Annotated in this window: 15 protein-coding genes; 1 reads left to right on the top strand and 14 read right to left on the bottom strand. The window is 45.9% G+C overall.

Going from position 1 to position 16,056, the window contains the following annotated elements:
• Window positions 1-81: 81 nt before the first annotated feature.
• From recX to pncC, 3 genes are all read right to left on the bottom strand, one after another.
• Window positions 82-549 (bottom strand): recombination regulator RecX, encoded by a 468-nt coding sequence (recX, locus tag OO774_RS02585; protein WP_264904334.1) that lies wholly within the window; start codon window positions 547-549, stop codon window positions 82-84.
• A gap of 120 nt (window positions 550-669) precedes the next feature.
• Window positions 670-1,713, bottom strand: a complete 1,044-nt coding sequence (recA, locus tag OO774_RS02580) for a recombinase RecA (protein ID WP_264904332.1) — start codon at window positions 1,711-1,713, stop codon at window positions 670-672.
• Between the two features lie 190 nt (window positions 1,714-1,903).
• Entirely contained in the window at window positions 1,904-2,395 is a 492-nt protein-coding gene (gene pncC / locus OO774_RS02575; RefSeq protein ID WP_264904330.1) for a nicotinamide-nucleotide amidase, read from the bottom strand.
• Between the two features lie 84 nt (window positions 2,396-2,479).
• On the opposite strand from pncC, the gene mutS reads away from it, so the two are divergent.
• Window positions 2,480-5,041 carry a DNA mismatch repair protein MutS gene (mutS, locus tag OO774_RS02570; protein ID WP_264904329.1) on the top strand — a complete coding sequence of 854 codons (2,562 nt, stop codon included), beginning with the start codon at window positions 2,480-2,482 and terminating at the stop codon, window positions 5,039-5,041.
• A 294-nt stretch (window positions 5,042-5,335) separates the two neighbouring features.
• On the opposite strand, the gene rpoS is transcribed toward mutS, so the two are convergent.
• The 11 genes from rpoS to mazG all read right to left on the bottom strand — a co-directional run bounded on the left by rpoS (window position 5,336) and on the right by mazG (window position 16,046).
• The gene (gene rpoS, locus OO774_RS02565; RefSeq protein ID WP_264904328.1) at window positions 5,336-6,322 is read right to left on the bottom strand and encodes an RNA polymerase sigma factor RpoS; all 987 of its coding nucleotides are present in this window, start codon (window positions 6,320-6,322) and stop codon (window positions 5,336-5,338) included.
• A gap of 80 nt (window positions 6,323-6,402) precedes the next feature.
• A complete protein-coding gene (locus OO774_RS02560; protein ID WP_264904326.1) occupies window positions 6,403-7,326 on the bottom strand; it encodes a peptidoglycan DD-metalloendopeptidase family protein in 924 nt (307 codons plus the stop codon).
• Between the two features lie 13 nt (window positions 7,327-7,339).
• The gene (locus tag OO774_RS02555; protein ID WP_264904324.1) at window positions 7,340-7,966 is read right to left on the bottom strand and encodes a protein-L-isoaspartate(D-aspartate) O-methyltransferase; all 627 of its coding nucleotides are present in this window, start codon (window positions 7,964-7,966) and stop codon (window positions 7,340-7,342) included.
• Window positions 7,966-8,712 (bottom strand): 5'/3'-nucleotidase SurE, encoded by a 747-nt coding sequence (gene surE, locus OO774_RS02550; RefSeq protein WP_264906047.1) that lies wholly within the window; start codon window positions 8,710-8,712, stop codon window positions 7,966-7,968. The genes OO774_RS02555 and surE overlap by 1 nt, the downstream gene beginning before the upstream one ends.
• A 29-nt stretch (window positions 8,713-8,741) precedes the next feature.
• Window positions 8,742-9,785, bottom strand: coding sequence for a tRNA pseudouridine(13) synthase TruD (truD, locus tag OO774_RS02545; protein WP_264904321.1), 1,044 nt, complete (start codon window positions 9,783-9,785; stop codon window positions 8,742-8,744).
• A 42-nt stretch (window positions 9,786-9,827) separates the two neighbouring features.
• A complete protein-coding gene (gene ispF / locus OO774_RS02540; protein WP_264904320.1) occupies window positions 9,828-10,307 on the bottom strand; it encodes a 2-C-methyl-D-erythritol 2,4-cyclodiphosphate synthase in 480 nt (159 codons plus the stop codon).
• A 13-nt stretch (window positions 10,308-10,320) separates the two neighbouring features.
• A complete protein-coding gene (gene ispD / locus OO774_RS02535) occupies window positions 10,321-11,028 on the bottom strand; it encodes a 2-C-methyl-D-erythritol 4-phosphate cytidylyltransferase (protein ID WP_264904319.1) in 708 nt (235 codons plus the stop codon).
• Between the two features lies 1 nt (window position 11,029).
• The gene (ftsB, locus tag OO774_RS02530; RefSeq protein ID WP_014232984.1) at window positions 11,030-11,311 is read right to left on the bottom strand and encodes a cell division protein FtsB; all 282 of its coding nucleotides are present in this window, start codon (window positions 11,309-11,311) and stop codon (window positions 11,030-11,032) included.
• A 704-nt stretch (window positions 11,312-12,015) separates the two neighbouring features.
• Window positions 12,016-13,317: a phosphopyruvate hydratase gene (eno, locus tag OO774_RS02525; protein ID WP_182032042.1), complete on the bottom strand. Its 1,302-nt coding sequence runs from the start codon at window positions 13,315-13,317 to the stop codon at window positions 12,016-12,018.
• A gap of 82 nt (window positions 13,318-13,399) precedes the next feature.
• Window positions 13,400-15,040, bottom strand: coding sequence for a CTP synthase (locus OO774_RS02520; protein ID WP_264904315.1), 1,641 nt, complete (start codon window positions 15,038-15,040; stop codon window positions 13,400-13,402).
• Window positions 15,041-15,254: 214 nt separating this feature from the next.
• Entirely contained in the window at window positions 15,255-16,046 is a 792-nt protein-coding gene (gene mazG, locus OO774_RS02515; protein ID WP_264904313.1) for a nucleoside triphosphate pyrophosphohydrolase, read from the bottom strand.
• Window positions 16,047-16,056: the final 10 nt, after the last annotated feature.

The raw sequence follows: 16,056 nt of genomic DNA, 5'->3' as shown, positions 1-16,056 counted from the left end.
TACGACTAGTTTTCTTACGGAAAAGAGGTCTTAGAGGAATAATTTTGCAGAAAAACAAAAAGAAATGCTGGAGAATCCCGCTCAATCGTGTTCGTCAAAGCTCAGTGCATAGCTTATTTGATCAAAACTGTATCCACGATATTGCATAAAACGCACCTGTTTGGCGTACTCTTTCTGGTCTTTGGCTTTTATGCCTTTGAACTTTTTTTCAGCCGCCATTCTTGCCAGTTCAAACCAGTCTTGCGGCTCTTCCATCATCGCTTCCTCAATGAGCGATTCCGCTACTCGCTTTTGAGTTAATTCCTGGCGAATCCTGCGTTCACCATGACCTTTATAGACATGTTGGCGAATCTGGCTTTTGGCGTAACGTAGATCATCGAGATAGTTGTGGTCCAAACAAAAATTGATCGCGGCTTCGATATCGGACTCTTCATACCCTTTCAAAGCTAGCTTCTGAGATAGCTCATACTGTCCGTGGTCGCGACGGCTCAATAACTGAATAGCCGCTTCTTTGCTAGATAAGGTTGGCGCTTGACGCTTTTGGTACATGATGATCCTAAACCTATTTTTCCTGTACAGACGGTATGAACAGCCCGGTAACTTTAGATATAGCAGATACAACAAAGCCCCGCATCGCAGGGCTTTTATGTCTTTTACTCAGAGTAGAATTTAAAACTCTTCTTCTTTCTGCTCTGGCACTTCACCGCCTTCTGGCTCAGCTACTGCCGGAGCTAAAAGCATCTCACGCAGTGTCTTGTCGATAGTCTGAGCAACTTCTGTATGCTCACGCAGGTAATTACAAGCGTTTGCTTTACCCTGACCGATCTTGTCGCCATTGTAGCTGTACCAAGCGCCCGCTTTCTCAACCAGTTTGTGCTTCACACCCAAATCCACTAGCTCACCTTCACGGTTAAAGCCTCGGCCGTACATAATCTGTGTATTTGCTTCTTTAAATGGAGCCGCAATCTTGTTCTTAACCACTTTGATGCGAGTTTCGTTACCCACAACTTCGTCGCCTTCTTTGATTGCGCCAGTACGACGGATATCAAGACGAACCGATGCATAGAATTTAAGTGCGTTACCGCCAGTGGTGGTTTCTGGGTTCCCAAACATCACACCAATCTTCATACGGATTTGGTTGATGAAGATACACATACAGTTTGACTGCTTCAGGTTACCTGTTAGCTTACGCATCGCCTGAGATAGCATACGCGCTTGAAGACCCATGTGGCTGTCGCCCATTTCGCCTTCGATTTCCGCTTTTGGCGTTAGTGCAGCAACTGAATCGACAACCATTACGTCGATAGCACCAGAGCGCGCTAATGCGTCACAAATTTCCAGCGCTTGCTCACCCGTATCAGGCTGAGAAACCAATAGCGCATCGATATCTACGCCAAGTTTTTTCGCGTATACAGGATCCAGAGCGTGTTCCGCATCGATAAACGCACAAGTTTTGCCTTCACGCTGTGCTGCTGCAATCAATTCCAACGTCAGCGTTGTTTTACCTGAAGACTCTGGACCGTATACTTCAACAATACGACCCATTGGTAAGCCACCAGCACCCAAAGCAATATCAAGAGAAAGAGAACCCGTTGAGATGGTTTCTACATCCATTGCGCGGTTATCGCCAAGGCGCATGATAGAGCCTTTACCGAATTGTTTTTCAATTTGACCTAGCGCAGCGGCGAGCGCTTTCTGTTTGTTCTCGTCCATTACTTTCTCCGATTTATTCATCTTTTTGGGCGACGAATAGTCATTAAACTTTTCTTGAGCAGTTAATCGCTCAGCAATGAAAGTTATTATACTGTTGATTCATACAGTGTCTATACCTGTATAGAAAAAACTTTAGCTGATCTACGTATAACTTTGCCGCAGAGCTTATCACGTCTGGGCTAAGGTATTTTTAAATTTTCTCATCCAAATGCTGATAGATTCGAGTCAGTGCATGAAACACGGCTTGTTCACGAACAGCTGCCCGGTCACCGTTAAAATGCATGGTTTCAACCAACAGCCAGTGTTGATTGTCTGCGAATGCAAAACAGACCGTCCCGACCGGTTTTTCTTCACTGCCACCACCAGGTCCGGCAATGCCACTGATCGAGACGCCTATTGTTGCATTCGAATGCTCAAGCGCCCCCTGAACCATTTCAATCACAACTGGCTCACTGACTGCACCGTACTCATCCAGTGTCTTTGCATTAACACCCAGCATTTCCATTTTCGCTTCATTGCTGTAAGTCACAAAGGCACGATCCAACCAAGCCGAGCTGCCTGCAATATCAGTAATGGCGGCAGCCACACCGCCTCCGGTACAGGATTCCGCGGTCGTCATCACATGTCCGTGCTGCCCAAGTAACACACCTAAATCTGCGCTTAATTTTGTTGTTCTTTCCATAGCCAAAATGCCCTTTGTCTCTTTTTACTTGATAGGGATTCACGTATCCTAAGCCGCTCCGGAAATAAACAAAAGAACTTACCTGTGAAAGCTGAACAAAAACACACTCCGATGATGCAGCAATACCTCAAGCTAAAGGCTGAGAACCCTGATATTTTGCTGTTTTACCGCATGGGCGATTTCTACGAGCTCTTCTATGATGATGCTAAGCGAGCCTCTCAACTGCTTGATATCTCATTGACTAAGCGTGGTTCATCGGCAGGAGAGCCTATTCCTATGGCGGGTGTGCCATTTCATGCCGTAGAAGGCTATTTGGCCAAACTTGTTCAGCTTGGTGAGTCTGTCGCAATCTGTGAACAGATCGGTGATCCCGCGACCAGTAAAGGTCCAGTAGAACGTAAAGTCGTACGCATTGTTACTCCGGGTACCGTCACTGACGAAGCTCTTCTCTCTGAGCGCCTCGATAACTTGATTGCGGCGATTTATCACCATAACGGGAAGTTTGGTTACGCGACGCTGGATGTCACTTCAGGCCGTTTTCAATTAACGGAACCAGAAACCGAAGAGGCAATGGCGGCTGAACTGCAACGCACCGCACCACGTGAGTTACTGTTTCCTGAAGATTTTGAACCCGTCCATTTGATGTCGAGCCGCAACGGTAATCGTCGTCGTCCGGTATGGGAATTTGAACTCGATACCGCCAAGCAACAGCTCAACCAACAGTTTGGTACTAAAGACTTAGTTGGTTTTGGCGTAGAACACGCCTCACTCGGATTATGTGCCGCAGGTTGTTTGATCCAGTATGTAAAAGACACCCAGCGTACCGCGCTACCACACATTCGTTCTTTGACTTTTGATCGTCAGGATCACTCTGTCATTCTGGATGCCGCCACTCGTCGTAATCTCGAAATTACTCAAAACCTTGCAGGCGCAACAGACAATACGTTGGCCGCAGTTCTCGATCACTGTGCCACCCCTATGGGTAGCCGCATGCTCAAGCGTTGGCTCCATCAGCCAATGCGTTGTGTCGATACACTAAATAACCGTCTTGATGCAATTGGTGAAATAAAAGATCAAGGCGTGTTTGCCGATCTTCAGCCAACTTTAAAACAGATTGGAGATATTGAGCGTATTTTGGCGCGTCTGGCGTTACGCTCAGCACGTCCACGTGATATGGCTCGTCTGCGTCATGCTATGCAGCAACTGCCTGAGCTGGAAGCCACTACCACCTCACTGACTCATCCATACCTAGTGAAGCTGGCTCAGTTTGCAGCACCAATCGATGATGTGTGCGAATTACTCGAACGTGCAATCAAAGAAAACCCGCCTGTTGTGATTCGCGACGGTGGCGTTATTGCAGAGGGATATAATGAAGATCTGGATGAGTGGCGTAAACTCGCTGATGGCGCAACAGAATACTTAGAAAAACTCGAATCGGACGAACGTGAGCGTCATGGCATTGATACGCTAAAAGTGGGTTACAACAATGTGCATGGCTTCTACATTCAGGTTAGCCGTGGTCAAAGCCATTTGGTACCGCCACACTATGTGCGTCGCCAAACCCTTAAAAACGCAGAACGCTACATCATTCCTGAGCTGAAAGAACACGAAGACAAAGTGCTTAACTCTAAGTCAAAAGCACTCGCGTTAGAAAAGCAGCTTTGGGAAGGACTGTTTGATCTTTTGATGCCGAATCTTGAAAAGCTACAAAATCTGGCTTCAGCGATTTCTCAGTTGGACGTTCTGCAAAACCTGGCAGAACGTGCTGATTCACTCGATTACTGCCGCCCAACGTTAGTAAAAGAACCGGGAATCCAGATCCAATCAGGTCGCCACCCTGTTGTAGAGCAAGTCACCAGTGACCCATTTATCGCCAACCCAATAGAGCTAAACCCACAGCGTAAGATGCTGATCATTACGGGTCCGAACATGGGTGGTAAGTCGACATACATGCGCCAAACTGCATTGATCGCGCTGATGGCTCACATCGGTTCGTACGTTCCCGCAGAATCGGCTCAGATTGGTTCGTTAGACCGCATCTTCACTCGTATTGGCGCTTCTGACGACTTAGCTTCCGGACGTTCTACGTTCATGGTTGAGATGACGGAAACCGCCAATATTCTGCACAACGCAACGAAAAACAGCTTAGTCCTGATGGATGAGATTGGTCGAGGCACCAGTACTTATGATGGTCTGTCTTTGGCATGGGCAAGTGCAGAGTGGCTGGCAACACAAATCGGCGCGATGACACTGTTTGCCACCCACTACTTTGAGCTGACTGAACTACCAAGTCAGTTGCCAAATCTGGCAAACGTCCACTTAGACGCGGTCGAGCATGGAGACAGCATTGCGTTTATGCACGCAGTTCAAGAAGGTGCAGCCAGCAAATCATACGGTCTTGCGGTTGCTGGTTTAGCTGGTGTCCCAAAAACAGTAATCAAAAATGCGCGCGCGAAGTTATCTCAACTTGAACAGTTAAGTCATGGTAACGACTCCCCTCGCCCGGGAGCGGTCGATGTGGCGAATCAGCTCAGCCTTATTCCTGAGCCAAGTGAAGTGGAGCAAGCCTTGTCAAACATCGACCCCGATGAAATGACACCTCGTCAGGCACTTGAAGAGCTGTATCGTTTGAAAAAAATGCTTTAAATATCTATACGATAAACCACTATGCTAATGACCTTTTGCTGTTCTCACTCGCTATCGTCATTCCAGCGAGCTTTAGCGAGACTAGGAATCTCATATCAGAGTGTTGAGAAGTATTAGGGATTAGGTCTGCTATAAAGCACTCTGAGTGTCGATCCTGAATCATACGCCTTCATTATGGTTCAGGATGGCAGGATAATTAATTTGCTGTCCAATAAGGTGGAAAGATAAAAATGCCGTTCGCTATTAAACGAACGGCATCTTACACATATCTTTTTGATTTATAGATGATATCGACTAATCATCTTCGACGTTAAACAAGTTTTCCATAGTCAGACCTTGTTTAATCAATACTTCGCGTAGACGACGTAGACCTTCCACTTGGATCTGGCGAACGCGTTCACGAGTGAGTCCAATTTCACGCCCTACTTCTTCCAGCGTTGAAGGTTCATAACCTAATAAACCAAAACGACGAGCCAGCACTTCTTTCTGTTTCGGGTTCAGCTCTTCAAGCCAATGAATCAGAGATGACTTGATATCGTCATCTTGTGTCGAAACTTCCGGATCTGAGTTATTTCCATCAGGAATGATATCGAGTAGTGCTTTTTCACCATCACCACCGATTGGCGTGTCAACAGAACTTATACGCTCATTCAGGCGAAGCATTTTGCTGACATCTTCAACTGGAATATCGAGTTGCGCTGCAATCTCTTCGGCAGTTGGTTCGTGATCGAGCTTCTGAGAAAGTTCCCTTGCGGTGCGTAGATAAATGTTCAGCTCTTTCACAACGTGAATCGGTAAACGAATAGTACGGGTTTGGTTCATCAACGCACGTTCGATCGTTTGTCGAATCCACCATGTCGCATAAGTAGAGAATCGAAAACCGCGTTCAGGATCGAACTTCTCAACGGCGCGGATCAAGCCTAGGTTACCTTCCTCGATAAGATCCAGAAGCGCCAGACCACGGTTGCTGTAACGGCGAGAAATTTTTACCACCAAGCGCAAGTTACTTTCGATCATGCGCTTACGGGCAGCTTCATCGCCACGTAATGCACGTCGGGCATACAGCACTTCTTCTTCCGCGGTGAGTAGAGGTGAGAAGCCAATTTCACCTAAATACAATTGGGTTGCATCTAAGCTTTTGTTGCTCGCATCAAATTCTTCACGCGGAGCAGCTTTGCTTTCTGTGGATGATGATTTTCCGAGTTGACTGGCAACGGTCTTCACTGACTCATCGTCAAATTCAAACTCTTCAACTTTGGTTACTGTGTTGCTGATACTCATAACGCCTCCCCCTGGCGAGTTAGCAAGACATGACAACTCATTATGTCGCTAAATGGTTTCGCAAGTTGTTTTTCAAAGTTTTACGGTAAATAGCGTTTTGGATTCACTGATTTACCTTGGTAGCGAATTTCAAAGTGCAGTTTGACGGATTTCGAACCAGAACTACCCATGGTTGCGATTTTTTGTCCACTGTTGACACTTTGTCCTTCGGATACCAGCAGCTTGTCATTATGGGCATATGCGCTGAGATAATTGTCATTATGCTTCACTATAATTAGGTTGCCATAACCTCGTAGTGCATTGCCTGAATAAACAACAGTGCCGGCTGCGGTTGAAACGATAGGCTGACCACGCTGTCCTGCGATATCAATACCTTTATTTCCCTGTTCTCCCGCCGAAAAGTTCTTGATTACTCTCCCTTTTGTTGGCCACAACCACTTCGATACGTTGGCATTTTTAGCAGTCGTTGTAGACGGATTTTTCTTCACATTTTGGTTATCTTTTGAACCAACATACTCCTTTGTTTTGGATTGTTCAACCTTCTTCGGCGGCTGTTTTTGCACCACTTTAGGACTAGTCGGCTGCACTTTTGGGGTAGAGCTTTTACTTGAAGTGTCGGGTTTAGATACTGTCGATATTTTAGTCACTGGAGCCGGAGTCTTCGTAACTATAGGTGCCACAACGGGTTCCACTTTTTGCCCATATTTAGGAGCAATATATTTCGGAGCCCAAAGTTTTAGGCGTTGGCCAGGGTAAATAGTATAAGGCTGGGACAGCTCATTGTAACGAACAAGATCATTTACATCTTTATCCGTGACGTATGCTATGAAATAAAGTGTATCTCCTTTTTTTACTTCATAGTAACTCCCTCTATAGCTCCCCCGTTCAACGTTTGAGTAATCTTTTTTTAGGCTAGAAACAGGCGCAGGTGAGTGGGCCGCGCAACCGAAGAGTCCCGCAACCAACATAAAGCTAATACCAGTACGACGTAGTAACTTACTCACCTATCCTTAACCCTTACGCTAAATCACCCGCCACTAAAGGAACGAACCGAACCATCTCCACCACGGTAGAAAGATACTCTGCTCCTTGACGTTCAATCTTCAATAGTTGTTGTTCCGTTTCACCGACAGGGATAACCATCCTACCGCCGTCTTTCAACTGCGCTAAAAGTGCTTGGGGAATGACTTCAGCAGCAGCAGTGACAAGAATGGCATCAAATGGACCTTTCGCTTCCCAACCAAGCCACCCATCTCCATGTTTAGTCGAGATATTGTAGATATCAAGTTGCTTGAGGCGACGCTTGGCTTCCCACTGTAAGGACTTAATGCGTTCAACAGAGTAAACACGTTCAACAAGTTGAGCCAATACCGCAGTTTGATATCCAGAGCCAGTGCCAATTTCCAATACATTACTGGAAGGCTCGAGCTCTAATAACTCCGTCATACGTGCAACAATGTAAGGCTGAGAAATCGTTTGTCCCTGACCAATCGGTAACGCATTGTTGTCGTAGGCTTGGTGCATCATCGCTTGAGAGACAAACCGTTCTCTCGGCAAGTGATGAATCGCATCCAGAACACGTTGATCTTTAATGCCACTGGCGATGAGATATTCAATCAACCGGTCAGCATGTGGGTTACTCATTACTTCTCTTCCTTCAACCAACTATCCATAGCGCGCAGTGACTCATGAGCCGTAAGATCAACTTGCAACGGGGTAATAGAAACCCGACCGCGCTCAATTGCATAAAAGTCAGTGCCCTCACCGGCATCTTGCTCTTTACCAGGAGGCCCTAACCAGTAAATATCATGCCCTCTTGGATCTTTCTGCTTTATCATGTTCTCTGCGTGATGACGTGCACCTAAACGGGTGACTTCAATTTCGCCCAGTTGTTCCAAAGGAAGATCAGGGACATTAACGTTCAACAAGCGGTTGGTTGGAATTGGCATAGCGAGATGTTGTTGTACGAGCTTACGAGCAATTTTTGCTGCAGACTCAAAATGGCGCTTTCCAACCAATGAAAATGCAACAGACTGAACACCGAGAAAGTGCCCTTCCATTGCGGCAGCGACAGTCCCGGAATACAGGACGTCATCACCTAAATTTGCCCCATGATTAATACCAGTCAGAACAAGGTCTGGCAGGTCATCTTTCATTAACTCATTTAAAGCAAAATGAACACAATCCGTCGGTGTTCCCTGAACAGAATAAGTGTTTGGTGCAATCTGGGTTACGCGAAGTGGTTGTTCTAAGGTCAGCGAGTTTGAAGCACCAGAACGGTTTCGGTCTGGCGCAACAATTGTCACTTCGGCTATGTCTCTCAATTCATCTGCAAGAGCATGAATTCCCTGAGCATAAACACCGTCGTCATTGCTAATCAGAATTCGCAATGACTTAGCGTTTGGTGAATCTTGTTCCATTAGTATTCTCTTTCTACCTTTACCTCGTTGACTAACTCACGAACAATGGATGTAGCAAACGAGCCTGCATCTAATGAGAAAGTCAGGGTAATATTGTTACCGTCAACACTCCAGGCAAGATCTTGCGGCTTTAATGCAATATTACGGCGATCATGACGCATTCGGTTACCACGAATAAGTGCCATTAAGTCAGGCTCTTCATCCAAGAACGGTTGCTCTAATGCCAAAGCATCGGCTTGGGTCGGCAATGCATTATCACCGGCAAGTGCAGCAGTGATAGCCGCGTCTCCGTCGATAAACTGAGCCTGCATATCTGCGATGTTGCTCGCATCCACCGTGACGTTACCTGTTGAAGTCTGTGCGATATCACCATCGATAAACTTATCGAATAGATCCTGTTCTAAACGCGTAGAGACGATGCGGTTAAAAATCCATGATCGCGCAGCAGACAGGTACATACTGCGCTTATTTTGATTACGCGTACGTACGTTTTCACGTCCCCAACGACGCGCTTCTTCCAGGTTATTCCCATCGTTGCCAAAGCGCTGAGCACCAAAGTAGTTCGGTACACCAACTTGTTTTATTTTTTCAAGACGACGCTCTACATCCGCGATGTCTGTCACTTCAGACAAAGTGACGACAAATCCATTGCCAACCAAATCACCCGGACGTAACTTTTTGTTGTGACGATCGGTTGCCAGAATTTCAATATTTGGGTATTGCGCTAAGAACGCGGAAAAGTCTGGTGTGTCACCTTTTGGTAAATGAACGCTCAGCCATTGCTCTGTCACCGCATGGCGGTCTTTTAAGCCAGCCCAGCTCACATCCTTAGATTTCACACCACACGCTTTCGCTAACTCGTTAGCAACAAAGCTGGTGTTTTCACCCGTTTTACGAATACGCACCATCAAATGCTCGCCCTCGCCAGTAAAGGCAAAGCCGAGATCTTCGCTAACCTGAAAGTGTTCTGGTTGCGCTTTGATTTTCGCAGATGCGACTGGCTTACCCGTAAGATAAGCCAATGAAGATAAAATGTCTGACATGATTCAATTCCACTGCTCTTGCAGCATTAGGGAACAAGTTAATTATTGTTGCTTAAACAAAAGCACGACGGCTTCTGTAGCGATACCTTCTTTACGTCCGGTAAAACCCAGTCGTTCGGTTGTGGTTGCTTTGACGTTGATATTACCGATATCCGTTTCAAGATCCTGAGCAATGGCTTCGCACATGGCTTCAATATGTGGTGCCATTTTAGGCGCTTGAGCCATGATGGTAATGTCTGCATTACCTAATCGATACCCTTGTTCTTTTACCCGGCGGTAAACATCTTTCAGCAACTCGCGACTGTCAGCGCCTTTCCACTTGTCATCAGTATCAGGAAAGTGACGGCCAATATCACCAGCTGCGATTGCACCAAGCAACGCATCGCTCAACGCATGTAAGGCCACATCGCCATCTGAGTGCGCGATAAGCCCTTGTTCATAAGGTACAGAGACACCGCCGATAATAACTGGGCCTTCACCACCAAATTTGTGTACGTCAAAACCGTGACCAATTCGAATCATTTTCTATCCTTACTTACTCGCCGCGCTCACGGCTTAAATAAAACTCAGCTAATGCGAGATCTTCTGGTTGAGTAATTTTTATATTGCTCGCATTGCCCTGGACTAAAGCGGGCGCTTCGCCCCTCCACTCTAAAGCGGAGGCTTCATCAGTAATGGCGATGCCTTGCTGTAAAGCGTCGCTCAGAGCATTTTTTAGGGGCTGAGTTTTAAACATTTGTGGGGTTAATGCATGCCACAATGCTTCTCTGTCGACAGTATGATCAATGTTTTGTACTGAGTTGGCACGTTTCATCGTATCTCTCACAGGTGACGCTAGAATGCCCCCCGTGGGATGCTCAACACACGCATTAATCAAACGGTCTATGTCAGATAACGTAACGCACGGTCTTGCAGCGTCGTGAACCAGCACCCACTCACTGACAAGATGAGCACTTACATAGTTTAGCCCTGAAAGTACCGAGTCGGCTCTTTCTTTACCGCCGGCTACTCGAATCACATCTGGATGACGGGCTATGGATAACTCTGGATAATAAGGGTCACCTTCGGTCACCGCCACCACGACTTTCGCGATGTTAGGATGGGAGAGAAGCTTCTCTACGGTATGCTCTAACACCGCCTTTCCATCAATCAACAAATACTGTTTGGGACGATCGGCTTTCATTCGACTACCGACACCGGCAGCGGGCACAATAGCAATATGAGACGGGACAGTATCCAACATCTTACTGGTTTTCCTCACCAACAATTCGGTAGAAAGTTTCACCATCTCTGACTAAGCCAAGTTCATGGCGTGCTCTTTCTTCAATGGCATCAATCCCTTGTCTTAGGTCATCAATTTCAGCAAACATTTCATTATTGCGAGCTTGTAGCTTGCTGTTTACTTGCTGCTGTACTTCGATTTCATCTTCTACTGCATAGTAATCAGACACCCCGTTCTTACCGAACCAAAGCGTGTATTGAAGTAAGCCAAACAGTAACGTAAGGGCTATAACAAAGATTCGCATATCGTTGCTAACATTCTGTACCGGAAGGAATTAGATAAGATGCTATATATAGCATAAATGCGGTGCTGCCTCTAGGGCAGAAAGGAAGACTCACAGACTCCTCACATGAAAGAGTGTAAAGAAAAGCTTTTGGAATCGTGTTCACATAAAGATTCTTCAGATAAAAAAACACCCCTCCGAAGTGGAGCGTTTTTAGAAAGCTTTAAAGCTAAACTTTATTCATTTAAGAATTAAGCTTGATCTTTAACTTCTTTAAGACCGCTTTCTTGTGAAAAAAGGGGGAGCGCGCTCACCTAGCGCTTCCTCGATACGGATAAGTTGGTTGCTTTCTTTTAGGTATAGCAGCAACACGGTCAGAACGGCTCATTGCTCTTAAGCCTCTGCTTTTAAACATACCCCAATAAACAAAAACCCCCGCCGTAGCGAGGGTTTCAAAAAGCTATTTAGCTAAACTAATTCAATAAGAATTAAGCTTGATCTTTAACTTCTTTAAGACCGCTTTCTTGTGAAAAAAGGGGGAGCGCGCTCACCTAGCGCTTCCTCGATACGGATAAGTTGGTTGCTTTCTTTTAGGTATAGCAGCAACACGGTCAGAACGGCTCATTGCTCTTAAGCCTCTGCTTTTAAACATACCCCAATAAACAAAAACCCCCGCCGTAGCGAGGGTTTCAAAAAGCTATTTAGCTAAACTAATTCAATAAGAATTAAGCTTGACCTTTAACTTCTTTAAGACCGTTGAAAGGAGCGCGCTCACCTAGAGCTTCCTCGATACGGATAAGTTGGTTGTACTTAGCAACACGGTCAGAACGGCTCATAGAACCAGTCTTGATTTGACCTGCAGCAGTACCTACCGCTAGGTCAGCGATAGTTGCATCTTCAGTTTCGCCAGAACGGTGAGAGATTACTGCTGTGTAACCTGCGTCTTTAGCCATCTTGATTGCAGCTAGAGTCTCAGTTAGAGAACCGATTTGGTTGAACTTGATAAGGATAGAGTTAGCTACGCCTTTCTCGATACCTTCAGCAAGGATCTTAGTGTTAGTAACGAATAGATCGTCACCTACTAGTTGAAGCTTGTCACCTAGTAGTTCAGTTTGGTGCTTGAAGCCATCCCAATCTGACTCATCTAGACCATCTTCGATAGAAACGATTGGGAATTGGTTAGCTAGCTCAGCTAGGTAGTGGTTGAACTCTTCAGAAGAGAAAGTTTTACCTTCGCCTTTCATGTTGTAGATGCCAGCTTCTTTGTCGAAGAACTCAGATGCAGCACAGTCCATAGCTAGAGTAACGTCTTTACCTAGTTCGTAACCAGCAGCTGCAACAGCTTCTGCGATAACTTCTAGAGCTTCAGCGTTAGACTTAAGGTTAGGAGCGAAACCACCTTCGTCACCAACTGCAGTGCTGTAGCCTTTAGACTTAAGAACTTTAGCTAGGTTGTGGAATACTTCAGCACCGATACGTAGACCTTCTTTTAGAGTTTTAGCGCCAACTGGTTGGATCATGAACTCTTGGATGTCAACGTTGTTGTCTGCGTGCTCACCACCGTTGATGATGTTCATCATTGGTAGAGGCATAGAGAATTGACCTGGAGTGCCGTTTAGTTCAGCAATGTGCTCGTATAGAGGCATGCCTTTAGCTGCTGCAGCAGCTTTAGCGTTTGCTAGAGAAACAGCTAGGATAGCGTTAGCACCGAATTTAGATTTGTTTTCAGTACCATCTAGTTCGATCATTACTGCGTCGATTGCAGCTTGGTCTTTAGCATCTTTACCAACTAGAGCTTCAGCGATTGCGCCGTTTACAGCTTCAACTGCTTTAAGAACACCTTTACCTAGGAAACGTGCTTTGTCACCGTCACGTAGCTCAAGAGCTTCGCGAGAACCAGTAGATGCACCAGATGGAGCTGCTGCCATACCTACGAAACCGCCTTCTAGGTGTACTTCAGCTTCTACTGTTGGGTTACCACGTGAGTCGATGATTTCACGACCTAGAACTTTAACGATCTTAGACATTAATGTTTCCTCTCGTTTCAAATATAAATGTCAATTTTAAAGGGCAGCAGCACAACCTTCGCCGCTGCCCGCATCCCTTTACTTACTTCTCGAACTCGCCGCGTGAGAATTGACCCGCGGCTTTAACGAAGCCTGCAAACAATGGATGTCCATCGCGAGGCGTCGATGTAAATTCTGGATGGAACTGAGCCGCGACAAACCATGGGTGTGCTGGGTTCTCAACCATTTCCACTAGTTTCTTGTCCGCAGACAGACCAGAAACTTTCAGGCCAGCTTTCTCGATTTGCGGACGAAGATTGTTGTTTACTTCGTAACGGTGACGGTGACGCTCATGGATCGTCGCGCTACCGTATAGCTCGTAAGCTTTTGTCCCTTTCTGTAGGTGACAAAGCTGCGAACCAAGACGCATAGTACCACCGAGGTCAGACTTTTCAGTACGCTCTTCCACGTTACCGGCTTCGTCTACCCACTCTGTGATCAAACCTACCACAGGGTACTTGGTTTCTTTGTTAAATTCTGTTGAATGTGCACCTTCCATACCCGCCACGTTACGCGCGTATTCGATTAGGGCAACTTGCATACCAAGACAAATACCTAGGTAAGGAACCTTGTTCTCACGTGCGTATTGAGCTGCACGGATTTTTCCTTCCACACCACGGTCGCCGAAACCACCAGGAACCAAGATTGCGTCTAGGCCTTCTAATAGCTCTACACCTTTGGTTTCAATGTCTTGCGAATCTACGTATTTGATGGTTACGTTTAGACGGTTTTTCAAGCCTGCGTGTTTAAGCGCTTCGTTTACTGATTTGTAAGCATCTGGTAGTTCGATGTATTTACCTACCATACCAATAGTGACGTCACCAGTTGGGTTTGCTTCTTCGTAAATAACCTGTTCCCACTCAGAAAGGTTAGCTTCAGGAGCGTCAATACCAAAACGAGCACACACAAGATCATCTAGACCTTGCGATTTAATCAATTGAGGGATCTTGTAGATAGAATCCACATCCTTCATTGAAATTACCGCTTTCTCAGGAACGTTACAGAAAAGTGCAATTTTCTTACGCTCGTTTGCTGGGATCATGCGATCGCTACGACAAACTAGAATATCTGGCTGGATACCGATAGATAGCAACTCTTTTACAGAGTGCTGAGTTGGCTTAGTTTTTACTTCGCCAGCGGCTGCTAGGTAAGGAACAAGCGTCAAGTGCATGAACATAGCATTTTCACGACCAACTTCGATCGCCAACTGACGGATCGCTTCCATAAACGGTAGCGATTCGATATCACCAACAGTACCGCCAACTTCAACGATAGCCACATCGTGACCTTCAGAGCCAGCGATCACGCGGTCTTTGATTGCGTTAGTGATATGAGGGATAACCTGAATTGTTGCGCCTAAGTAGTCACCGCGACGTTCTTTACGAAGTACGTCGGCATAAACACGACCTGCTGTGAAATTGTTACGCTTGGTCATCTTAGTGCGAATAAAACGCTCATAGTGGCCAAGGTCAAGGTCAGTTTCAGCGCCATCTTCCGTGACGAACACTTCACCGTGTTGAATCGGGCTCATAGTGCCTGGGTCAACGTTGATGTAAGGGTCAAGCTTCATCATAGTCACTTTAAGACCACGAGCTTCTAGAATAGCCGCAAGAGATGCTGCTGCAATACCTTTACCTAGAGAGGATACAACCCCGCCAGTAACAAAAATGTAATTTGTCGTCATGTTTAACCTGAAATTGGTTGAATGAGGGAAATGGAGTGCTTCTGGACGGGAGATAAATATACCAGAAGCTCCTTACCGCCACAACGTGAAATCTATCACACCGCAATTTTTTATTTTTTGCTTCAAATCAAAGTGAACAAAGAGAAGACGAGCGCATATTTATCTTCTTCGTCAAACTGGTCTCAAAACCGCGTCCTGTCACTTGACGCCCACTCTACTCTTCTTTTTTCACTTCATCCCAGAATTTATCGAGCTCAATCAACGAGCAATCTTTTAATCCCCTTCCGGATTGAGCCACCTTCATCTCTACTTTCTTAAAGCGTCGCGCAAACTTTAGATTCGCTTTACCTAAAGCCACTTCAGGGTCTTTACCAAGGTGACGGGCTAAGTTCACCGTCGCAAAAAGCAAATCACCCAGTTCGAGTTCTACTTTCTCTTCGTCTGGGTCCACTTGAATCGCTTCTTCCATTACCTCATCAATTTCTTCCTGAACCTTTTCCACAACAGGCCCAAGCGAGTCCCAGTCAAATCCAAATTTAGCGCATTTTTTCTGAATCTTTGTAGCACGCGAAAGTGCAGGCAAAGAGTTTGGTATTGAGTCTAGAATACTTTCTTCTTGTTTGCCTACTTGTGCTTTTTCTTTCGCCTTTTCCGCTTCCCAATTTGCATTAATTTCAGCATCGGATTCAAACTCAGCATCGGAAAAAACATGCGGATGACGACGGGTCAGTTTTTCATTCACGGTTTCAACCACGTCTGAAAAATCAAACAGATCCTGCTCTTTTGCCAGTTGGCTATAAAAAATAACCTGAAACAGCAAATCACCCAGCTCTTCTTTTAAATTTGACCAGTCTCGATTTTGAATCGCATCCACAACTTCATAGGTTTCTTCTATCGTATGCGGCACGATGGTATCGAAGCTCTGCTTCAAATCCCAAGGGCACCCACCCTCCGGATCACGCAATTGCGCCATGATTTGTTCTAACTGCTCAATTGGATGACTCATATGTTTTTCC

Source organism: Vibrio sp. STUT-A11, from assembly GCF_026000435.1.
Lineage (GTDB): Bacteria > Pseudomonadota > Gammaproteobacteria > Enterobacterales > Vibrionaceae > Vibrio.
Note: the sequence above shows the minus strand (reverse complement) of the source record. Positions and strands in the feature narration are given on the sequence as shown.